20 protein-coding genes, 1 pseudogene and 1 CRISPR repeat array are annotated in these 22,807 nt (G+C 40.4%); of the genes and pseudogenes, 12 read left to right on the top strand and 9 right to left on the bottom strand.

Annotation, left to right across the window (positions count from 1 at the left end):
* The 4 genes from WN50_RS14765 to WN50_RS14755 all read left to right on the top strand — a co-directional run.
* Window positions 1-663, top strand: a 663-nt coding sequence (locus WN50_RS14765; protein WP_049559608.1) for a hypothetical protein, incomplete at its 5' end; no start/stop codon positions are given.
* A 38-nt stretch (window positions 664-701) separates the two neighbouring features.
* On the top strand, window positions 702-1,277 hold the full coding sequence (locus WN50_RS14760) for a CIS tube protein (RefSeq protein ID WP_072075565.1): 576 nt from the start codon (window positions 702-704) through the stop codon (window positions 1,275-1,277).
* 51 nt (window positions 1,278-1,328) lie between these two features.
* Window positions 1,329-1,484, top strand: coding sequence for a hypothetical protein (locus tag WN50_RS34675; RefSeq protein ID WP_160315390.1), 156 nt, complete (start codon window positions 1,329-1,331; stop codon window positions 1,482-1,484).
* A 51-nt stretch (window positions 1,485-1,535) separates the two neighbouring features.
* Window positions 1,536-3,221, top strand: a complete 1,686-nt coding sequence (locus WN50_RS14755) for a VgrG-related protein (RefSeq protein ID WP_053221524.1) — start codon at window positions 1,536-1,538, stop codon at window positions 3,219-3,221.
* A gap of 472 nt (window positions 3,222-3,693) precedes the next feature.
* Here the strand turns inward: WN50_RS14755 and WN50_RS14750 are convergent, their stop codons facing one another.
* The 4 genes from WN50_RS14750 to WN50_RS14735 form a co-directional block, all read right to left on the bottom strand.
* On the bottom strand, window positions 3,694-3,966 hold the full coding sequence (locus tag WN50_RS14750; protein ID WP_082172407.1) for a YbhB/YbcL family Raf kinase inhibitor-like protein: 273 nt from the start codon (window positions 3,964-3,966) through the stop codon (window positions 3,694-3,696).
* A 66-nt stretch (window positions 3,967-4,032) separates the two neighbouring features.
* Complete coding sequence (locus WN50_RS14745; RefSeq protein WP_049559604.1) at window positions 4,033-4,233, bottom strand: hypothetical protein; 201 nt, start codon at window positions 4,231-4,233, stop codon at window positions 4,033-4,035.
* A gap of 67 nt (window positions 4,234-4,300) precedes the next feature.
* Window positions 4,301-4,708 (bottom strand): aldo-keto reductase family protein, encoded by a 408-nt coding sequence (locus tag WN50_RS14740; protein ID WP_053221523.1) that lies wholly within the window; start codon window positions 4,706-4,708, stop codon window positions 4,301-4,303.
* Entirely contained in the window at window positions 4,705-5,658 is a 954-nt protein-coding gene (locus WN50_RS14735; RefSeq protein ID WP_082172446.1) for an aldo/keto reductase, read from the bottom strand. The genes WN50_RS14740 and WN50_RS14735 overlap by 4 nt, the downstream gene beginning before the upstream one ends.
* 313 nt (window positions 5,659-5,971) lie before the next feature.
* Here WN50_RS14735 and WN50_RS36250 point away from each other — a divergent pair, with 313 nt between their 5' ends.
* Window positions 5,972-6,121, top strand: coding sequence for a hypothetical protein (locus tag WN50_RS36250; protein ID WP_235440911.1), 150 nt, complete (start codon window positions 5,972-5,974; stop codon window positions 6,119-6,121).
* A 248-nt stretch (window positions 6,122-6,369) separates the two neighbouring features.
* Complete coding sequence (locus WN50_RS14730) at window positions 6,370-7,206, top strand: formylglycine-generating enzyme family protein (protein WP_046277461.1); 837 nt, start codon at window positions 6,370-6,372, stop codon at window positions 7,204-7,206.
* 254 nt (window positions 7,207-7,460) lie between these two features.
* Here WN50_RS14730 and WN50_RS14725 read toward each other — a convergent pair whose 3' ends face one another.
* Together WN50_RS14725 and WN50_RS36245 are read right to left on the bottom strand one after the other, a co-directional pair.
* Window positions 7,461-7,664 (bottom strand): hypothetical protein, encoded by a 204-nt coding sequence (locus WN50_RS14725; protein ID WP_046277462.1) that lies wholly within the window; start codon window positions 7,662-7,664, stop codon window positions 7,461-7,463.
* Window positions 7,665-7,786: 122 nt separating this feature from the next.
* Window positions 7,787-8,110 (bottom strand): cyclic di-GMP-binding domain-containing protein, MshE-related, encoded by a 324-nt coding sequence (locus WN50_RS36245; protein ID WP_235440912.1) that lies wholly within the window; start codon window positions 8,108-8,110, stop codon window positions 7,787-7,789.
* Window positions 8,111-8,204: 94 nt separating this feature from the next.
* On the opposite strand from WN50_RS36245, the gene WN50_RS14715 reads away from it, so the two are divergent.
* From WN50_RS14715 to WN50_RS14695, 5 genes are all read left to right on the top strand, one after another.
* Window positions 8,205-9,977 (top strand): VMAP-C domain-containing protein, encoded by a 1,773-nt coding sequence (locus tag WN50_RS14715; RefSeq protein WP_049559601.1) that lies wholly within the window; start codon window positions 8,205-8,207, stop codon window positions 9,975-9,977.
* 8 nt (window positions 9,978-9,985) lie between these two features.
* Entirely contained in the window at window positions 9,986-11,017 is a 1,032-nt protein-coding gene (locus WN50_RS14710; protein ID WP_046277464.1) for an AAA family ATPase, read from the top strand.
* Complete coding sequence (locus WN50_RS36240) at window positions 10,960-13,614, top strand: formylglycine-generating enzyme family protein (protein WP_053221522.1); 2,655 nt, start codon at window positions 10,960-10,962, stop codon at window positions 13,612-13,614. Before WN50_RS14710 ends, WN50_RS36240 begins: the two co-directional genes overlap by 58 nt.
* A 129-nt stretch (window positions 13,615-13,743) precedes the next feature.
* The gene (locus WN50_RS14700) at window positions 13,744-14,064 is read left to right on the top strand and encodes a hypothetical protein (RefSeq protein ID WP_046277127.1); all 321 of its coding nucleotides are present in this window, start codon (window positions 13,744-13,746) and stop codon (window positions 14,062-14,064) included.
* Between the two features lie 136 nt (window positions 14,065-14,200).
* A complete protein-coding gene (locus WN50_RS14695; RefSeq protein ID WP_046277128.1) occupies window positions 14,201-15,061 on the top strand; it encodes a formylglycine-generating enzyme family protein in 861 nt (286 codons plus the stop codon).
* Window positions 15,062-15,105: 44 nt separating this feature from the next.
* Here the strand turns inward: WN50_RS14695 and WN50_RS14690 are convergent, their stop codons facing one another.
* Complete coding sequence (locus WN50_RS14690) at window positions 15,106-15,297, bottom strand: hypothetical protein (protein WP_046277129.1); 192 nt, start codon at window positions 15,295-15,297, stop codon at window positions 15,106-15,108.
* Between the two features lie 39 nt (window positions 15,298-15,336).
* The gene (locus WN50_RS32280) at window positions 15,337-15,441 is read right to left on the bottom strand and encodes an FAD-binding domain-containing protein (protein WP_072075585.1); all 105 of its coding nucleotides are present in this window, start codon (window positions 15,439-15,441) and stop codon (window positions 15,337-15,339) included.
* A gap of 266 nt (window positions 15,442-15,707) precedes the next feature.
* Between WN50_RS32280 and WN50_RS37595 the strand changes: the two are divergent.
* A pseudogene (locus WN50_RS37595) lies at window positions 15,708-15,812 on the top strand (pentapeptide repeat-containing protein); the annotation flags it as partial.
* Window positions 15,813-15,970: 158 nt separating this feature from the next.
* On the opposite strand, the gene WN50_RS34090 reads toward WN50_RS37595, so the two are convergent.
* The gene (locus WN50_RS34090) at window positions 15,971-16,216 is read right to left on the bottom strand and encodes a hypothetical protein (RefSeq protein ID WP_152964819.1); all 246 of its coding nucleotides are present in this window, start codon (window positions 16,214-16,216) and stop codon (window positions 15,971-15,973) included.
* Window positions 16,217-16,551: 335 nt separating this feature from the next.
* A CRISPR array of direct repeats spans window positions 16,552-22,807; the repeat unit is 37 nt; unit sequence GTTTCAATCCCTAATAGGGATTCTTGTTAATTGTAAC.

Raw genomic sequence — 22,807 nt, 5'->3', positions numbered from 1 at the left:
GATTTGATTGTATCTCCAAAAACTTCAGAACCTTCACCCGAGAGAACTTCTTTTCAAAATGATGAAATACCAGAACCTTGGTCAAGTCAATTTGATCTAAGTGCTGAAAGTGTTCCAGCGACAGACAATGTACAAGAGTCATGGTCAAATCTGACGGAACTTATCGATTATGAGAACTTCAACCCCTCATCTAATTCTCAATTGACTTCAGAGAGTTCAAAATTGATTACAAGAGAACAAAAAGAATCTATTCCAGATAGTCCAGCATCGGTTTCAAGTTCTCCAACAAAAGCGGAAAAAGTAATGGGAGAACGCGAAGAATCTGTTTTAATTGATGAGGAACAGTTGGAAATGTTAGCGCGAAAAGTTTCTAATTTATTGCGACAAAAGTTAGAAATAGAACGAGAAAGTCATCATTTCAAAACCGATGGTTCTCTAGCTTGGCTGGATACTATCAGTCAAACAAATCCCGTAAAAGCATCTGCATTTTCCTCAAATACATCTCCAGTCGGACAGCTTCAAACCCAAACCGGATCGACGGTTTCATTAGTCAATTATAAATTACAAACACTCACCCAAAAAGTTTATCAACTCTTACAATTTAAAATCGAGACAGAACGAGAACGTTTGGGATTTTATTATAGAGGTAATATCCCCCGGTAAATTCTGTATATTCTTAATTGTTTTTCAAGGAGACTCTGATGACACAGCTTGTTAAAGCAACCCTAAAATGTCAGGATAATGCACCGGATATCGTATTTATGTTTAACCCCGGAGAATTAGTATTTGAGGGAGTCGTAGAAACCGCAGATAATCCCGGTTCGCGGAGTCAGGATCGCGGAATTCCTAAAGTCAGCTTTTCTCACACCAAAGCCTACAAAGTAACAATTAATAATATTTTATTTGATACCTACGAAGCCGGAATTAACGTGGTAACAGCTTTTATTGAACCCTTTCGGAAAGCTGTAGAATTTGCGAAAGGAAAAGAACGTCCGCCAATTTATATGTTAATTTGGGGAAATCAAGTTTATCTTCGGCGATGCTTTATCGAACGACTCAACTATAAACTTACAATGTTTCTCAGCGATGGAACACCCGTGAGAGCGGTGATCGATAGTTTAACCCTTAAAGAGGTAGAAGATACTCAGCCTTCCGGGTCACTTCGAGTTGACGATAAAATTGATCAAGTCTCCGATAAACTTTCTACAGTTCGCCGTGAAATCGATAGTTTAGATAATCGTAAGAAAGACAAAAATAATCGGAAAGGTCGGTTATAAATTCATCTCAATCTCAATAGAATCAACAACTATTTTTAAGAATTAACTCCTATGACATCAGCAAATTATCTCGCACTTCCAAAAGTTTATATTGAAGGTCAATCCCCGGAAAAAATGAAGTTGGTTTTGGAAGATGTAGTGCAAATCATTGTCGAAAGTTTAGATAATCGTAAGAAAGACAAAAATAATCGGAAAGGTCGGTTATAAATTCATCTCAATCTCAATAGAATCAACAACTATTTTTAAGAATTAACTCCTATGACATCAGCAAATTATCTCGCACTTCCAAAAGTTTATATTGAAGGTCAATCCCCGGAAAAAATGAAGTTGGTTTTGGAAGATGTAGTGCAAATCATTGTCGAAGAAAGTCTGCATCTACCCGCAATGTTCACCATTGTAATTAGAAATGACTATTTCCCAGGTCGTCAAGAGGAAAAAAAGTGGAAACATCAAGACCTGCTACAATTTGGCAAAAAAGTTAAAATAGGCTTTAGTTCAAGTACAACAGAATCACAAGATTTTAGCGAAGAAAAAGAAGAATATTTAATAGAAGGAGAAATTACAGCCATTGAAACCCATTTCACGGAACAATCCCAAGCGCCGATTGTAATTCGAGGTTATGATATTTCCCATCGTCTACATCGAGGACGGTGGAATCGTTCGTTTCAAGGAATGACAGATAGCGATATTGTCAAGAAAATTCTTGCTGAAGTTGTCATAGAACCCGGTCAAATTGACGAGAGTGGAATTCCCCACGAGTACGTTTTTCAAAACAATCAAACCAACATGGAATTTTTGCGAGAACGGGCCGCTAGAATTGGATTTGAACTGTTTGTTCAAGATGGAAAATTAAACTTTCGCCGTCCCACATCGACCCAAAAAATAAAACTCACATGGCTGACAGACTTGCACAGTTTTCGAGTGCGTGTTACCAGCGCCGAACAGGTTAAAGAAGTCAATGTTAGAGCTTGGGACTACAAACAAAAAAAGCCAATTGTTTCGACTCGTAATTCTGAAAATGTTATCACAAAAACTGAAAATGGTCAAGGAAGTGTGGCAATTTCTGAATTTAAAGGAAAGCCGACTAAACCGACAGTTTATGTTGTCGATCAACCCATTTCTACACCCAAAGAAGCCGATGCGATCGCCCAAGCTTTATTTGATGAATTGGGCGGACAATTTGTTTATGCAGATGCTAAAGCCGAGGGAAATCCTAACATTCGACCCGGACGAACGGTAATATTAGAAGAGTTAGGAAAACACAGCGGTTCCTACTACGTTACGGAGACTCGTCACACCTATTTTGAACGAGTATATACCACCGAGTTTAGCGTGCGGGGATTGCGCGGAGGCGATTTATTAACAACACTTTCTCCCCCTACTCGTCTTCAACCTGGACAAAGTTTTTTAGTTGGAATTGTCACCAATAATCAAGATCCTGAAGGGTTAGGGCGAGTGAAAGTTTGGTTTCCCACCCTCACCCCTAAAACGGGAGAAAATGCTCACGCGAGTCATTGGGCTAGAGTTGTAGCAATTGGTGCGGGAAAGGGACGAGGATTTGACTGTTTGCCGGAAATCAATGATGAAGTATTAGTTGGATTTGAGCATGGAAATATTCACCGTCCTTACATTTTAGGAGGGGTTTGGAACGGTGAAGATCTTCCTCCAAAACCAGTCGCTGAAAGTGTTCGAGATAGCAATGTCCGAGTGCGAACATTCAAAACACGCACGGGTCATCAAATTCAGTTTATAGAAGAAGATCAAGGGAATAGTAAAGCGGGTGTTTATATTGAGACAACAGACGGACATCAGATTCGGTTAAATGACACCGAAAAGGCTATCGAAGTAAAAACAAAGGGCAAACATGAGTTACGATTAGATGATAAAAACCGTTGTATTGAAGTAAAATCAAATTCAGTTTATAGAAGAAGATCAAGGGAATAGTAAAGCGGGTGTTTATATTGAGACAACAGACGGACATCAGATTCGGTTAAATGACACCGAAAAGGCTATCGAAGTAAAAACAAAGGGCAAACATGAGTTACGATTAGATGATAAAAACCGTTGTATTGAAGTAAAAACTCCAAGTGGTCATACATTCAAGATGGATCGTACTGGAATCAGTCTTAAATCAGCAGGTAATATTGATATCCAAGCGAGCGGAGTTATTACTGTTCAAGGAGCATTGATTAAGTTAAATTGAATTCTATCATTACAAACTATTAGACTGGAGCGTTTGCCCGTTGTTCTTCACTAAAACTGATAATTAACCAGTCACCGCACCGAGAGCAATACTGATTAATGGGTTCGCAAAGAAATCCTAACAATGAGCATCCCCAGTCACAAGACGGTGGTTCTCGATTTTCTGATGACGATTAATTAACTCCTGTTAAAATGGTAGCATAAATGGCTCCTGTCACTCGAAATAGTAGTGGTGGGGGCCATCCGCTTCTGCAAGCTGATTAACAGTTGCCGGGATGCCATAGAGAACCCAGTGGGTAAACCCGCGAGGCATCGGTGCATCCGGGTCATGGCAGATTAATGCTAATTGTTGGGTTCCTGACGGCAACCCGCTCCATTCCAAAGCAGGTGAGACATTTTCGCCTTCGCTGGTATAGCGTTTGGGAATGCGATCGCCGGCAGTAAATGCAGGGCTAACAATCCGCAAATTCTTAATGTTTAGTCCCATTGAAATATCCTGATTAAAAACACTATTGAGCAAGTTCAACTCAAGAGGAAAAATCGGCTTTTTAGATCAAGTTGGCAGTTGGTCTTGAGTCGGAAAACCGTGTTGCTTCCTGCCAACATCAGCATCAAATTTTTTAGAAGACTTAAATAACTCAAATCGCCCATCGGTGGCATAGGGAACAACCCGCTCTCGCAATGCCTGCATTTCTTGCGCTGTCATCGGTTGAAAATCGCGAGCGATCGCTATATTTTGCCGCAGCACTTCCACCGAATCAATCCCGCTAACTAATGTTGCAATGGGGAAATATCCTGATTAAAAACACTATTGAGCAAGTTCAACTCAAGAGGAAAAATCGGCTTTTTAGATCAAGTTGGCAGTTGGTCTTGAGTCGGAAACCGTGTTGCTTCCTGCCAACATCAGCATCAAATTTTTTAGAAGACTTAAATAACTCAAATCGCCCATCGGTGGCATAGGGAACAACCCGCTCTCGCAATGCCTGCATTTCTTGCGCTGTCATCGGTTGAAAATCGCGAGCGATCGCTATATTTTGCCGCAGCACTTCCACCGAATCAATCCCGCTAACTAATGTTGCAATGGGCATACTCATCGCATAACGGATAGCTTCTTGAGGCGTTACCAAACCTTTTTTTACCGCTTCTCCATTTCCGCTTAAACTTTTCATCCCGATCGCGGCAATTCCTTGCCGATCCAGTTCGGGAAGAACCTGGTTTTGAAAACTCATAAAGCTGGCATCAAAACAATTAATTGGCAATTGTACAGTATCGAAAGGATAATTGTGAGACAACATTTCCAAGTGAATTGCCGGGTCTTTGTGTCCGGTAAATCCAACAAATTTAACCTTCCCCTCCTGCTTCTTTTCATCCCGATCGCGGCAATTCCTTGCCGATCCAGTTCGGGAAGAACCTGGTTTTGAAAACTCATAAAGCTGGCATCAAAACAATTAATTGGCAATTGTACAGTATCGAAAGGATAATTGTGAGACAACATTTCCAAGTGAATTGCCGGGTCTTTGTGTCCGGTAAATCCAACAAATTTAACCTTCCCCTCCTGCTTTGCTCGTTCGAGGGCTTCAATGGCACCATCGGGACGAAAAATTAACTCCGGGTCATTGTAATAAATCACCTCATGGATCTGCCACAAGTCTATATAATCGGTTTTCAGACGACGTAATGATTCTTCGAGTTGCTGCATGGCAACGCTTGCGTCGCGTCCGTGAGTGCAAACCTTAGTCATCAGAAAGACTTGATCCCGTCGTCCCTGTAAAGCTTCACCCATCCATTCTTCACTGCGATGGTTGTTATATTCCCAGGCATTATCCATGAATGTGATACCATTATCAGTCGCCTCGTGAATAATGCGAATTGCTTCTTCTTTGCTTTTGGCTTGTCCGAGAGTCGCGCCCCCCAAGCCAATTGCAGAGACTTCTACACCCGTTTTACCCAAAGGACGACGGGGAATTTCGCCCGAACTCTCTGAGGTTTGAGCGAGAATCAATTCAGCAGAAGAGGTGTTGAATTCAGCAGCTTCAACGGAAGTATTGGAGTGCAGAATATGATCTGCCAAACCCGTACTCGCCCCAACTCCAATAAAGCCAACCCCTTTCAAAAACTGCCGTCGATTGAAGTCTCCGAGAAAACGGTTGGCATCCGCTCCGGGGCGTTGATTACTCATAGGTTATAACTCAATTGCAACTACTGTCTATAATCTTGTTGTAGTAGTTTGAAAACCTCTCCCTAGAGACATAAGTCTCATGTTTAGATGCAGGAGTACAAATCTTGTAAATCTATGCGCTTGCACTTATGCCTGACCAGATGAGTTAATTATGATAAAATTATGACATTTGAATACCTAATTTTATTAGGGAAAAGACGCTCAAAAGCTATAGGAGTAAGGGTTTCAGTCTTATTTAGCGAAGGATTATAGGCAAGCCCTATAAAAATTGATTCGATCAAATTAAAGTTAGTAAAGTTAACCCTCAATTGTTATGAGTGAAATTCACTTACGTCAAATCAAGGCATATCTCCAAAAAACATTTAATGGTTTGATTGATTTATCAGACTATCAAAATAAATCGGAAACAGACAAAGAATCGATTTTTTTAAGCCGAAGTGCGCGTGCATTGCAATCTCCTTAATTTTGCGACTGGCTTGACCTGCGTGACACTACCACGTCAATTGTTTGTTCTCTTTGCGATCGCCATCTGTGAAGATCACCAAAAGTTGCCAAGACCCTTTAACTTTATTCAATCGGAGTTTGAACAATTGCATTGGTGTGGTTTGTTCTGGGTATCGCCTTTATTTCCCCCTCAACCCGGATTCAAGTTATGTTAGATTATGCCCGGAGCCATCACCTGAAACGACTCTACAATGATGAAGCATCACTATGGCTGAATTAATTAACCCTCTCAATATCTATCGCTACAAACGCAAGAATAAGTGTTTCAACGAACATCTTGCAGACGGTGTAACGCTGACATTAATGCTCATCCCCGCAGGAGAGTTTCTGATGGGCGCACCCGAGAGCGAACCCGAAAGTCGGGACAACGAACGCCCCCAGCATTGGGTAAGAGTACAGCAGTTTTTGATGGGATGCTACCCTGTTACTCAGGCACAGTGGCGAGTTGTAACAAATTATCCTCAAATAGAACAGGAGTTAAACCCAGAACCGTCTGAGTTTAAAGGAGATAACCGCCCTGTTGAGCAAGTTAGTTGGAACGACGCGACTGAGTTTTGTAAAAGATTATCAGCAAAAACCGGACGAGAATATAAATTACCCAGTGAAGCCCAATGGGAATATGCTTGTCGTGCTGGAACAAAAACACCGTTTCACTTTGGAGAAACCATAACAACCGAACTCGCCAACTACAATGGAAACTTTAGCTATAATGAAAGCCCCAAAGGAGAGTCTAGAGGACAAACAACAGATGTTGGGAGTTTTCCCGCAAACGTTTGGGGACTATACGATATGCACGGAAATGTATTTGAGTGGTGCTTAGACGACTACCATAACAATTATGAACAAGCACCAACAGATGGTACTGCCTGGATAAATAAAAATCGTGCAAATACTCACCGAGTGCTGCGAGGCGGCTCCTGGTTTAACCTTCCTAGAAAATGCCGTTCAGCTTTTCGCTTCAAAGGTTATTCCCGCGTCAACATCAGCCATTACGTTGGTTTTCGGGTATGCTGCACAATACCAAGAACTCTTCTTAACACTTAACAAGAGTTTCGACGAATTTGTAGGGCGCATCAGACAATCATAGCAGGCAAGAGGCAATAGTCAGGAAAATCGTTGACTTTTTAGGATACAGATGTATCAATATCGAAATTTTTCGAGGTTGAGAAAATCGAGAACCTCCATCTTTGACTTCAGGCGGTACATTGTTCTTATTGACAAGAGTTTCGACGAATTTGTAGGGCGCATCAGACAATCATAGCAGGCAAGAGGCAATAGTCAGGAAAATCGTTGACTTTTTAGGATACAGATGTATCAATATCGAAATTTTTTCGAGGTTGAGAAAATCGAGAACCTCCATCTTTGACTTCAGGCGGTACATTGTTCTTATTGTTCGCGAAACAGATGAAAGTTTGACTAAAGGGCTGAGACATCGGACTAGAAAATAAACAAACAGCAGAAACCATAACCGTTACCCAAACAGGAATCGATAAAATTTTCATATTCTTCTCCTCAGTTGTAAAATGTTTTCTGTGGCTAGGGTTCAGTCAAGCAAAACCCAAAAAACTGATTTCTGTGGGTTGAATGAAATCCCATTACAACTCCACCTATAAACTTTTAGGAATTAATCAATCACCCAAAAGCCATTTTGTCTCCAATATTGCTCTTTAAGTGCCTGTTCTAAATCACCTCTTTGAATTAATCCTTGCCCCATCAGTATTTCTCCCAACTTTTGAGAACAGGAAGATTGAAGCGTCAGAGCTTGTTCCAGTTCGGATAAAGAAATTAACTGTTTCCGAATCAAAATTTCACCTAACTTCATCATGGTTCTAACTCCAGTACAATAGTGTTTGGGTTGTTCTTGAGTTGGCTGTTGCTCAACTGAACTCACTATCGCTTTGGGGTCGTACCCGAAAGCAAGCGGACTTTCAGAATTAGCAAAAATCAAGCTATATTGGGCATTGGGGTAGTTTGGGGTAACTCAAAACATTGGAACCCAACGCCTTAACCCCAAACTTTTTGTAAAAATATCCTTGACCCCCATGCCCAGAGCAACTTATGGCCCCAAAGTCAGAGCTAGAGCCAAATCTTTATTGAAAATCCTGCTATTATTTGTTAACGGAGAGGTAGAAAATAGCGATCGCTTTGATCTAAAATACTGTTGGTTAGATGAAGAAAAGCCTCCCCAACTGCGGATAGAAACGAACCTCAGAACATTAGAAGCCCTAACAAACAGCCAGGAAAACAGGTTAACAAAAGCTCAAATTCGAGAATCTCTCAAACGGATGGATGACTTTCTGAACATCTTAAAAGACGAACGAATCCAAAAACGGGGATTGGAAGATTGGCGTTTTACGCTTACTTTATGCTCAAAAGATATCGAAGAAAATTTACAACAATTTTCAAAAACATGGGATAATCTTTGTCCTCAAACTCAGGAAAAGCTAATCAGTGAATCAATTTTCCCACCGATACCCGAGTTAAACTCAATTCCCGAAAAACTTAACTCCGAACACTTAGATAACCTCTTACAAAACCATTGGGAACGCCTGAATAATACCGAGAAAAACAATTTAGAAAATGCAATTCAAGCAGCATTTCAACTCTGTGACCCCGCCCAAGATTGGATAGAAGGTGATAGACTCGATAAGTTTATAAACTTGAGTCAAGTGTCTTATCCCGGTTGGAGTGAAATAGATGGGTTAACCCAATTTGCAGTATTTTTAGCCACGTTTTCGGATAATTTAAGCAGTGAATTATTCGACGAAATTAAAGTATTTGTTGAGTCTAGGCAAATTCAAGCAGCATTTCAACTCTGTGACCCCGCCCAAGATTGGATAGAAGGTGATAGACTCGATAAGTTTATAAACTTGAGTCAAGTGTCTTATCCCGGTTGGAGTGAAATAGATGGGTTAACCCAATTTGCAGTATTTTTAGCCACGTTTTCGGATAATTTAAGCAGTGAATTATTCGACGAAATTAAAGTATTTGTTGAGTCTAGGCAAACAAAGTTAAACTTCAACAACTTACTTATTAAAGCAATACGAGAAAAATCGGAACGCAATATTTCCCCCAAAAACACCCTCGAAGATTTAATCATAGAAGTCATTCCCACTGAACTTTCAAAAGGAGTAAGAGTTTCAATGTGGGATGCGAATAATTTCTCCTCGCCACTGGTTCAAGATGAAACAATGTCACTTGACGAACTGCCGAACTTTCTAGAAAATTGGTTAGAAGAAAACTCAGAATACACCTCACCCACCCTTCATATATTTGTCCCTAGAAATTGGTTGAATTTAGATTTAAGCGAGCGCCAAACAGAATCAGAATTAACCCTCGGAAGTCAATATAAACTGGTAATGCGAACCCATCACAACTTAACCCCAACCGGAAAACAATATTACAAACTTTGGCAACAAAAATGGCAGTTATTAGAAGCTAAAATAGACCAAACCGCCCAAACAACATTTGTTCGCGCCGACTGCGGAAGTCCTGCTAAACTCTTTCAAACGTTGAAGTCTTCGGAAATGGCAATTCTGGAAAACTTGGACATGGCAAAACTCGAAAAAATCTTGGAATTTGTAGCAAGAAAAACCGCCCTTCCCGTTGCTTTATGGTCGCGGCGCAGCGAACTTAGCGATCGCATTGATAATATTTTAGACTGCGAAGTGAACCAATTATCCGAACGTATATTAGAAGAACGTTGTAATTCTCTCACAGAAGATGACAACCACATCGGTCATCATTTAACCTTAGTTTGGGAAGACCCAAATATTGTACCGCCCACCTTACAATTTGACTCGGAGGCTTGTTAGAATTAACCATGAATGACCCAATATTTCAACCGATATTTAAAGGCACAGGTAAACCCAACCCAAAAGCCATTTCTAAGCTTCCTTCCCCTCCACCCTGGCGAAAAATTGATCGCCGCCAACCGGAAAGAGGCGCCACCTTTCAAGCCCAACCCACCGAAATAGAAATGGTGAATGCAGCCTTATATTTGCGTCGCCCCCTATTAGTAACAGGAAAACCGGGAACGGGTAAAAGTTCCCTGGCTTACGCCGTCGCCCATGAACTCAACCTCGGAGAAGTTCTTTACTGGCCGATAACAACGCGAACAACCCTCAAAGATGGGTTATATTTATATGATGCGATCGCCCGTTTACAAGATATCGGAGAAAAAGATAGAAGCAATTTCGAGAATATTGGTAAATACATCCGTTTGGGGCCACTCGGAACGGCGTTGTTACCTTCTAATAAACCCCGTGTTTTGTTAGTTGATGAAATTGATAAAAGCGATATTGATTTACCCAATGATTTACTTTATGTTTTTGAAGAAGGAGAATTTGAAATTCCGGAATTAGTGAGAATTGAAGAAATTAAAGGGTCAGTCGAAGTCCGAACTGCTTATAAAAATAATAGCCAAGATAAAACAACAATAATTCAAGGAGGTCGTGTTGTTTGCAGTCAATTTCCCCTGATGATATTAACCAGCAACGGTGAACGAGATTTTCCCCCGCCATTTTTAAGACGTTGCGTGCGGTTAACGATGGAAGAACCCAACGAAAAACGTTTGGAAGAAATTGTCAAAGCGCATTTTGAACAAGAAGAAAATGGGGCAGAAAAAATAGCAGAATCCGAAGAATTGATTCAAGAACTTGTCAAAAAGTTTGTGAAAAAACGTTCAGATCGCAATAAAGGAGATTTGGCAACCGACCAACTTCTTAATGCCGTTTATCTGGTGATGCGAGAACGAACTTCCGATTTAACTAACCGAGAAAATCTTATTAATAGACTGTGGAAACACCTAAACAGCAGCGAAGATCAACTATCGGACAATTCGCCCAACAGTTAAAACGTTCGGGACTAGAATTGAATGCGGCCGACCTGGCCGACCTGCTTTGGCTGGCTCAATTTATTGAGTCGGAAAGTGAGATTTATTCTGAAGAAATATCCGAAGAAAGTTTAACATCAAGTTCAACACAAACGAATAGTATTGATGATATAATTAATCATACAGATATCTCAATATCCGAACCGACTTTTAATTTATATTCTAACGAAGAATCCTCATCAATACCTGAAACAACAGAATCTTTTGAACCTTCACAAACAGACCAAAAAGTATTACCTTTTCCCGTTCCCTCCGCCCCCGCTATTCGGACACGTTTAGACTTGGCGCGTGCGTTGCGTCCATTGATGCGGAAGGTACCGTCGCGCATTTTGGTTGATGTCGATGAAGAAGCTACCGTGACTCAACTCGCTGAGACGCGCATCTGTGTCCCCGTCGTCCGACCCACCCCGGAACGTTGGCTTGACCTGGATTTAGTGGTAGAATCTTCTAAAACAACGGTATTATGGAAACGTGCGATCGCCGAATTGCAACACCTGATGGAATATCAGGGAGCGTTTCGGACGGTGCGGACTTGGCGGTTGCAAGCCGAAGAACAGACTGTACAACTGTTTCCCCGTTGGAATGAACGTCTAGAAAACCGTTTAACTCAGCGTCCCCGCAGTATTCGAGAATTAGTTGACCCGTCGGGGCGGCGTTTGATATTATATGTTAGTGATTGTACTTCGGCGTTGTGGCGACAAGGGATAATTTACGAAACGTTGTGGCAATGGTCGCAAACCCAACCTGTGGCGTTAATGCAGATGTTACCGGAACGGTTATGGTCGCGCACGGCTTTGAGTAATGGTTATATTGTCCGGTTGGGGAGTCCGGTTGCGGGGTTGCCGAATGCGAGGTTAGATGTAGAAGGTTTACCCGAACTTGATGAGTGGGATGAGTGGGACGAACCGGAGGAAGTTAGCGACGGTAGATTATTAACTTTACCCATAATAACACTTGACCCTAATTCTTTTCGACGTTGGGCGCGAGTGTTGGCGGGTGCGGGAGAGTGTCGGACACCGGGACGGGGGTTTGAACTAGCTTTTGTGCGGGAAATGGCAGATGAACCCGTTTCAACGCCTGTACGAACCGCAAAACAACGAGTAGAATTATTTCGGGCGACGGCTTCACGGACGGCGAGACAGTTGGCGGGGTTGATGGCGGCGATACCTGCGAGTTTACCTGTTATTGATTTATTGCGGGATGAATTTTTACCGGATGCACAACAGGATCATGTAGCGGAAGTGTTGCTGAGTGGTTTGTTGCGGCGTTGCGACTCGGATGAAAGCGAGGTTTGTCAGTACGAGTTTTTTGATGGGGTGCGGGATTTGTTAATTGATGGGGTTCCGATTGCCAAGACGACGGCTATTTTAGATCGTCTTTCTGAAATTATAGCACAAAAAGCCGGACGAACGATTAACTGTTTTGAAGCTTTGTTGACGGTTTTAGAAGGGTCTGAATATGCTTTGGGGGAGTCGGCGTTACCGTTTGCAAGTGTTGGTTTGGATGTGTTGCGGCGTTTGGGGGGAGATTATCAAGAATTAGCCGAACGTTATGGGCGTCGGGAATTGTCTTCTGTTGGGGAAACGGAGACTCAAACGGTTGATTTTCTGTTGGAAGAACGGGAGTATGAAGTCGCTAAAGTTGTTAATTTTCCCCCTTTGCAAACCTTCGAGTATGAACCTGCAATTATTACCAATATTCTCGAACGTTTTGAGTTTGAAACCGCAACTATTAGCCGTGAAAATGAAGAATGGGTTATTCATCGTCGTCGTTCTTCTGCTTGGGGTTATACTGAATCTCTTAACGATGAAATTGGTTTGGAGATGGTTTTCATACCGGGCGGAACGTTTGTAATGGGCGCACCCGAAGACGAACCCGAAAGCCGAGAAAATGAACGACCCCAACACAATGTAACGCTCTCGGAGTTTCTGATGGGACGTTACCCCGTGACTCAAGCCCAGTGGCGAATTGTCGCGAGTTATCCGCAAATTGAACGAGAATTAGAGCCAGACCCGTCTCAGTTTAAAGGAGATAATCGTCCCGTTGAAAGTGTTAGTTGGTACGATGCTACAGAATTTTGTAAAAGACTTTCAGCCCATACCGGACGAGAATATCAACTTCCTAGTGAAGCGCAATGGGAATATGCTTGTCGTGCGGGAACTCAAACCGCATTTCATTTTGGTGAAACTATCACAACTGACCTTGCCAATTATCGCGGCACCTCCATTTATAATGAAAGCCCCCAAGGAGAGTATCGAGAACAAACAACAGAAGTGGGGAGTTTTCCTGCCAATGACTTTGGGTTGCATGATATACACGGTAATGTCTGTGAGTGGTGTGAAGATGATTGGCATGAGAATTACGAAGGCGCACCCAATGATGGAAGAGCATGGTTATTAGATGCTATAGAAAATACATATACTACAAAAATCCGTCGTGGCGGCTCCTGGTGCAGCCTTCTTAGGTACTGTCGCTCCGCGTACCGCATCATCAATTACCCCGGCATCGACTTCAACAATTTCGGGTTTCGTGTGGTATGTGTCCCCCCCAAGACTTAACCCTTTGCCCTTTTGCCCTCCGGGATTCTCGCCTTTTGGCGAGTCGAAATAAGATGATCGCATCAGTTTAAAGACGATAATCAATAAATGGCGCTCTTATCAAATTCCGTGACATGAGAAGCATATAATATGAGCAACAACCAACGATTAACCAACCTAGAAAACCAACTCTCAGAAGTAACGCAGCGATTTGACGGCCAACTGTCAGAACTCCGACAACAGCAAGAAATCAACACCAACTCCATTGTTGGACTCAACCAAGCCGTTCAAAGTCTGCTAGAAGTGATTCGAGTTGACCGGGAAATTGCCCGAGAGGATAGAGCCGTTATCCGAGAAATGCAGTCTGAGATGAGGGAGATGCAATCGGAAATTCGGGGGTTACAGCTAGAATGTCAGCGCATCTGGGAGTATCTTCTCAGACAACAAGGCAATGGCAACAGACCCAATTAACCTCATTCTACTATTTCTAAGCTGTTGCTCCTACGCGATTTTGCATATGTCCAGCAAGCGAGACGCTTGCACTATAAAGGTTTCAGACTTAGAGTTGATGTTATTTAAGTGATTAACAGCTTATTCCCTTTTTCAGATGTCCAACGAAACAGAAAAACGTATTATTATCACCCGTTACAAACGCACGGGTCAGTATTTCACCGAAAATTTGGGAGATGGGGTTGGTTTGGATATGGTACTTATTCCTGGTGGCACGTTTTTAATGGGGTCGCCAGAAGATGAACTCGAAAGCCGAGATGACGAACGCCCCCAACACGAAGTTACAATTCAACCGTTTTTTTTAGGGCGATATACTGTTACACAAGCGCAGTGGCGAATTGTCGCAAGTTATCCCCAAGTTGAGCGAAAATTAAACCTTAACCCCTCTAGATTTCTAGGGGATAATCGCCCAGTTGAGGGAGTCAATTGGTACGATGCCACAGAATTTTGTAAACGGTTATCGGCAAAAACCGGACGAGAATATAAACTGCCCAGTGAAGCGCAATGGGAATATGCCTGTCGTGCGGGAACAAAAACACCATTTCATTTTGGAGAAACTATCACAACGGATTTAGCTAACTACAATGGAATAAACGACCCAGATGGTAGATGGTTGGGTTCATACGGTAGAGGAACTCAAGGAAAATATCGAAAACAAACCATCGATGTTGGCAGTTTTCCGCCCAATGACTTTGGGTTACACGATATGCACGGCAATGTTTTGGAATGTTGCCTAGATGACTGGCATAAGAACTATGAAAATGCCCCTACAGATGGTAGTGCATGGTTTGATGACAGTAAAACTCTAGCAGAAAAAGAAGGTACATTTGTCCTACGGGGCGGTTCGTGGGGTATGTATCCTGATGTCTGCCGTTCTGCGATTCGCATCTTCAATGGGCGTGTAAGCCGCGACGATTTTATCAGTTTTCGTGTTGTGTGCGTGATGCCGTTAACGTAACGCCTACAAACTTGACCGTCTGGGATAGTTTACCATTTATTGAGTTAATAAATAGCCCGTTTATACTGTTGATATCGCTGTTCTTGAGCGCTCCAATACTTATCAATTGCTTCGCTCAATCCCATTGCCCGTTCGTACTCTATCCCTTGTTCTTTTTCCAGACGTTTTTTAACTTGTTTGCGTAACTCTGACACCACTTTACCATTAATCTTTCGCATCTCATACCAATCTAACATTGATGAGGGATAACCCCTCAATTCCCCAATTTCCCCTGATCAAATTTGCTCATCGGTGCAGTCTCTCAACTCCGGTATCCAATCTCGCACAAACTCAAGTTTGGGGTCTTTTTCGGTTAAATTTTTAGTTGGGTTGTAAATCATAAAAGCCCTCTATAGCTGAAAAATAAAATGGGGCAACGGAGCAATTAAACCCACAGTAAGCCGATAAAAATCACCAAAATATTGAGAGTTTATGCTAAAATAAATGGAAAGAGCATCAGATTATTGTCGTCCCTTCAGGAGTGTCACTCAAAAAAGCGACTAGCCGATAGATGTAAGCTTTCCTAAATTATAAGTATTAGCAATAAAATAGGAACCTTATTGGGACAGTCCACATCTAAAAATTACTAAATTGTGTCTGTTAAATTATGCCTCAAGACTTTTCGGGTCAAAGTCTCCGAGGTCGTTGCTTTCAAGGTGAAGACCTCACAGGCGCAAACTTTTCATACTCAGATATTCGAGGTACAGATTTTACCAACGCTCTCCTGAGTGGTGCAAACTTTAGTTATGCTAAAGCCGGACTGCAACTTCATTCTCGCCTTGGCTTGGTGCTGATCTCGCTACTTTTATCTGCTTTTTCAGGATTCACTTCAGTCTTAACGTCGCTTTTTACTGGCTATTTACTTTTTCCTTATTCGATTAGCTCCGACAATCTTTTGGCAACTATAATTGTCCTATTAATGTTTATCCTGTTTTTGATTCTTACAATTCGCCGAGGGTTGCAGGTCGCTTTTGCTGCTGTATTAATTGCAGGAACAATACTGGGGACAATACTAGGAACTTTTACGCAGACTATCGCTGGAGTGGCAGCAGGAGTCGTTACAGTTACCTTAACGATAGCAATTGTAGCCGTAATGATGACTGCGATCGCAATCATTGTAGCAATGGCTGGGACTGTGGCAGGCCTAATCGGTGGGGTAGCCGCGATCGCAGCAAATGAGGAAAAATATCAAGCTCAACTTAACAGTAAAGATGAGCAAATTTCGATTGATCGCCAGCATCATCAAGAGTTAAAAGAATTAACTCAAATTCTAGCTAACAGACCTACTAACAGTCAACAAATCAAAAAAGAGTTTCTATCCCAATGCTACGAATCAGCAGAAAACTTGAAAATAAAACTGAATCTCTGGTTAAATTCGGAGCAATTTCGCCCCATCAAAGAAGAACTCCTCACCACTTTAAACACCGGAGAAGTCTTGGTTCTTGGCTCTCGTTTCAATCCCTAATAGGGATTCTTGTTAATTGTAACCTTTGGATAATCCTTGTTTGAATTCGTCCCATTCGGTATTGTTTCAATCCCTAATAGGGATTCTTGTTAATTGTAACATTCTATTAATAAATGAGAGAAGTTGGTAATTTTGTTTCAATCCCTAATAGGGATTCTTGTTAATTGTAACCTTCATCCGGCACTGATCCCCCATCACCCAGTTGTTTCAATCCCTAATAGGGATTCTTGTTAATTGTAACAATTGTGGTTCACATTGCCAAGCAGAAGATGATTCTGGATGTTTCAATCCCTAATAGGGATTCTTGTTAATTGTAACAACGAAGTCAAAAGGCTAGAATAACTACTTAAATCTGTTTCAATCCCTAATAGGGATTCTTGTTAATTGTAACTTGTCCGAGTAAATGTGATATCCACCGTTGAAAGTTTCAATCCCTAATAGGGATTCTTGTTAATTGTAACCCTTACTTACCAGTCCTCTGTGTAGGAAGTTCTCCTCGTTTCAATCCCTAATAGGGATTCTTGTTAATTGTAACGCTCGATAAATATGATAAGCGGTTTACATCAACAGAAGTTTCAATCCCTAATAGGGATTCTTGTTAATTGTAACAATCGTTATGGTTCTCTACTTGACACAAGTTTGTCTGTTTCAATCCCTAATAGGGATTCTTGTTAATTGTAACATGAATTTCCTGAACGAGCGCTGTCTGAAACAAAGTGTTTCAATCCCTAATAGGGATTCTTGTTAATTGTAACAACGAAGTCAAAAGGCTAGAATAACTACTTAAATCTGTTTCAATCCCTAATAGGGATTCTTGTTAATTGTAACTTTAAGGGTGAAATCTCTATCACTATCAGGGTGTTTCAATCCCTAATAGGGATTCTTGTTAATTGTAACTTTATCGATAAATTCTTCCTCGGAAGGCAAAATCTCTAAGTTTCAATCCCTAATAGGGATTCTTGTTAATTGTAACAAAACCAAACCAGAAAAGGAGTGAAGAAATATTTGTTTCAATCCCTAATAGGGATTCTTGTTAATTGTAACGGCATTGAAATTAAACCTCAAAGACAAATAATTTGTTTCAATCCCTAATAGGGATTCTTGTTAATTGTAACATTGAGGAGTAACTGGATTTGTACCAGAGCAACAAGGTTTCAATCCCTAATAGGGATTCTTGTTAATTGTAACTTTCATCAAGTATTAAAGTCTTGGTACATTAGGTTTGGTTTCAATCCCTAATAGGGATTCTTGTTAATTGTAACTCGATAGAAAGATTCCTCAACTACAAAGAAATGTTTCAATCCCTAATAGGGATTCTTGTTAATTGTAACTCCTATAAACTCATCTCTCCAATCACTGGTAATATTTGGTTTCAATCCCTAATAGGGATTCTTGTTAATTGTAACGTCATCATATTCTTGAAACCTTGCTGTTGTTGAGTTTCGTTTCAATCCCTAATAGGGATTCTTGTTAATTGTAACTAATAGGGATTCTCAAGGGGGGTATTTTTACCCCCATGTTTCAATCCCTAATAGGGATTCTTGTTAATTGTAACGGTTGGGGCAGCACCTGCTGGAACGTTTGAAAAAGGTTTCAATCCCTAATAGGGATTCTTGTTAATTGTAACGAAAATAGTAAATTCAAATAATTTAGTAATAGAAGTTTCAATCCCTAATAGGGATTCTTGTTAATTGTAACTTTAAAAATTGTCCTGCTTGAGAAAAGTCAACATTGTTTCAATCCCTAATAGGGATTCTTGTTAATTGTAACCGGTAGCTGGCAGTCACCACATCCTTTATATCTAGTTTCAATCCCTAATAGGGATTCTTGTTAATTGTAACATCGAACGAGCGATGTCTGAAGCTGTTGGAGGCCGGTTTCAATCCCTAATAGGGATTCTTGTTAATTGTAACTTTGTCTATTTGAATCGCCTGTAAGGTTTTCCCCTGTTTCAATCCCTAATAGGGATTCTTGTTAATTGTAACTTGGCAGTCGGGTGAGGTTCGATATCCCACAGCCGAAGTTTCAATCCCTAATAGGGATTCTTGTTAATTGTAACCTATTCCAAGCGTCAGTCTGAATTCAGCTTAGGAGTTTCAATCCCTAATAGGGATTCTTGTTAATTGTAACCTCTGAAATTCCCTCTGTATCTGTTCGTCTAACTGTTTCAATCCCTAATAGGGATTCTTGTTAATTGTAACCTCTGAAATTCCCTCTGTATCTGTTCGTCTAACTGTTTCAATCCCTAATAGGGATTCTTGTTAATTGTAACCTCTGAAATTCCCTCTGTATCTGTTCGTCTAACTGTTTCAATCCCTAATAGGGATTCTTGTTAATTGTAACCTCTGAAATTCCCTCTGTATCTGTTCGTCTAACTGTTTCAATCCCTAATAGGGATTCTTGTTAATTGTAACCTCTGAAATTCCCTCTGTATCTGTTCGTCTAACTGTTTCAATCCCTAATAGGGATTCTTGTTAATTGTAACCTCTGAAATTCCCTCTGTATCTGTTCGTCTAACTGTTTCAATCCCTAATAGGGATTCTTGTTAATTGTAACGCAATGAGAAAAATTAAAACAGCTTCAGTTATTTTCATTGTTTCAATCCCTAATAGGGATTCTTGTTAATTGTAACTCGGATTTGAAGAGGCTGGGATAGGAGCGTCGATGTTTCAATCCCTAATAGGGATTCTTGTTAATTGTAACTCAGTCATCAGTCCCAGATTGAGCAACAAAACGTTTCAATCCCTAATAGGGATTCTTGTTAATTGTAACTTGTCATCTTCATTTTTATCACAATCGTCCGTACCATGTTTCAATCCCTAATAGGGATTATTGTTAATTGTAACCTTGGAATCGCTATTTTCCGAAGTTGCCCTTTGTGTTTCAATCCCTAATAGGGATTCTTGTTAATTGTAACGTGATGGTGAGAAAGCGATGAATATAGGGAGTTATGTTTCAATCCCTAATAGGGATTCTTGTTAATTGTAACATTGGTTCCATTGTTCAGGAGTTAGTTAAATTCGTTTCAATCCCTAATAGGGATTCTTGTTAATTGTAACGCTTATTGTTCATCCCCCACCATCTTTTGAGGGGTTTCAATCCCTAATAGGGATTCTTGTTAATTGTAACGGTTGAATCCCCAGTTATGCAGAGGCTTTTGGGTGTTTCAATCCCTAATAGGGATTCTTGTTAATTGTAACACGCTAGCCAGTCTGCTATTGAACTCGTTCTGCTGATTTTCTAGTGTTTCAATCCCTAATAGGGATTCTTGTTAATTGTAACTTTGCTCAAAGCTAGCGTGATTTTCTGTAGCAAGATTGGCGTTTCAATCCCTAATAGGGATTCTTGTTAATTGTAACATTTGAGATAGGAAACGAAGATATTGTGTACAAAGTTTCAATCCCTAATAGGGATTCTTGTTAATTGTAACTAGTCAGCGTTAAGGTAAAGAGTGGCGCGAGTGTTTCAATCCCTAATAGGGATTCTTGTTAATTGTAACTTGGAGAAGAACTAGACTTAGATATACAAGACTTGTTTCAATCCCTAATAGGGATTCTTGTTAATTGTAACTGGGTTGATGAACACGTGTACAAACAGTCTCTAGTTGTTTCAATCCCTAATAGGGATTCTTGTTAATTGTAACGGTGGAGATTTCCAACTGAGCATCTTGATAGCTTGTTTCAATCCCTAATAGGGATTCTTGTTAATTGTAACAAGAATGAATTTCCTAATCCGAGAATGGATTTATGTTTCAATCCCTAATAGGGATTCTTGTTAATTGTAACCGCTATCGGCATAGATCTTGTACCCGCTTCCGATGTTTCAATCCCTAATAGGGATTCTTGTTAATTGTAACATTAGTATGATTAAAACTCCGAATATCTCCATCAGGCGTTTCAATCCCTAATAGGGATTCTTGTTAATTGTAACTTTCGGGGTCAGTTGAACCAATCAAAACAGCCAGTGATGGTTTCAATCCCTAATAGGGATTCTTGTTAATTGTAACACTTTCCACAATTGCTGATTGGTTTTGGAAGTAGTGTTTCAATCCCTAATAGGGATTCTTGTTAATTGTAACATTGGTTCCATTGTTCAGTAGTTAGTTAAATTCGTTTCAATCCCTAATAGGGATTCTTGTTAATTGTAACGCTTATTGTTCATCCCCCACCATCTTTTGAGGGGTTTCAATCCCTAATAGGGATTCTTGTTAATTGTAACGGTTGAATCCCCAGTTATGCAGAGGCTTTTGGGTGTTTCAATCCCTAATAGGGATTCTTGTTAATTGTAACAATCAATCAATCTAACGGGCAATCTATCAATGTACAATCAGTTTCAATCCCTAATAGGGATTCTTGTTAATTGTAACTTGCAGTTTTGCTGTTTTTTTAGAAGTTTTAGTCGTTTCAATCCCTAATAGGGATTCTTGTTAATTGTAACTTTCCTCCGACTGGGTAAGGCTCATAAATCCAAGTTTCAATCCCTAATAGGGATTCTTGTTAATTGTAACTCTCGCTAACTCGTTGATATTCCAAGGGGAGGTTTTCGGGTTTCAATCCCTAATAGGGATTCTTGTTAATTGTAACTGTTGTGTCCATCTGCCCAGATGGTGGTTCCATTGTTTCAATCCCTAATAGGGATTCTTGTTAATTGTAACTCAAAAAGAGATAGAATTGCAAAAACGATAGTTATGAGTTTCAATCCCTAATAGGGATTCTTGTTAATTGTAACTTCCGATTCCCTGTTCCCATTCCCCATAAAGTTGTTTCAATCCCTAATAGGGATTCTTGTTAATTGTAACCTTTCTTGTGAACCCGTTGTGAAGCTAGAAATTGGTTTCAATCCCTAATAGGGATTCTTGTTAATTGTAACCCCAGATGGGTTAGGTATCCCGCCGAAGTTAAATTTAGAGTTTCAATCCCTAATAGGGATTCTTGTTAATTGTAACGAAGCACTCTTGAATTGAATGTGCCTGAATGCTCGTTTCAATCCCTAATAGGGATTCTTGTTAATTGTAACTATCAAACGTAGTTAAATCTTTCAGATATGTTGAGTTTCAATCCCTAATAGGGATTCTTGTTAATTGTAACTTCCTCACCATCCATTTGAAGATCGTCAATAATAGTTTCAATCCCTAATAGGGATTCTTGTTAATTGTAACTTCGTTTAGCCCTAGTGAGATTAGGCTGGCTCCGTTTCAATCCCTAATAGGGATTCTTGTTAATTGTAACAACAGATCCTTATTTGAAGCTTGTAGATCAGACGTTTCAATCCCTAATAGGGATTCTTGTTAATTGTAACTTTTGTTTTACAGGGAATACAAAAGCATCGATCAAGTTTCAATCCCTAATAGGGATTCTTGTTAATTGTAACAGGAAATAGCCTGTAAGCACTGCTACTCAGTGCTGGTTTCAATCCCTAATAGGGATTCTTGTTAATTGTAACAAACCATACCCTAATCTGTTCGCGAGGATATCGTGGATGTTTCAATCCCTAATAGGGATTCTTGTTAATTGTAACTATCATCATCCTCATCATCATTACATTCATCTCGGTTTCAATCCCTAATAGGGATTCTTGTTAATTGTAACTCTGATCACTCTTCTTGAAATACACACCAATGTTTCAATCCCTAATAGGGATTCTTGTTAATTGTAACACTCCTTGCAACCCCTGCGCTCCTGTGTCTCCTTTGTTTCAATCCCTAATAGGGATTCTTGTTAATTGTAACCCTATAAATATGCTCGTAAGAATGGCTTACTACTAGTTTCAATCCCTAATAGGGATTCTTGTTAATTGTAACAATGGATAGGTGATAAAAAGCCTGTAAGCTATTCTGGTTTCAATCCCTAATAGGGATTCTTGTTAATTGTAACCAGCAACTTGAAGAATTAGCGAATCATGGATGGGCAATGGCTTGGTTTCAATCCCTAATAGGGATTCTTGTTAATTGTAACTAGACAAAATGTGTCCCCAAGACTCAACTTACTTCCTGTTTCAATCCCTAATAGGGATTATTGTTAATTGTAACTCGCTTCGACTCACCAATTACCTTCCCAGCTTTCCGTTTCAATCCCTAATAGGGATTCTTGTTAATTGTAACCCTAAAGGTAGCGCCCCGAAAGAGGCGGAAGGTAGTTTCAATCCCTAATAGGGATTCTTGTTAATTGTAACTAGTGTCAACATATCCCCGTAATAGGTGGAAGCTGTTTCAATCCCTAATAGGGATTCTTGTTAATTGTAAC

It is taken from the genome of Limnoraphis robusta CS-951 (assembly GCF_000972705.2).
Note: the sequence above shows the minus strand (reverse complement) of the source record. Positions and strands in the feature narration are given on the sequence as shown.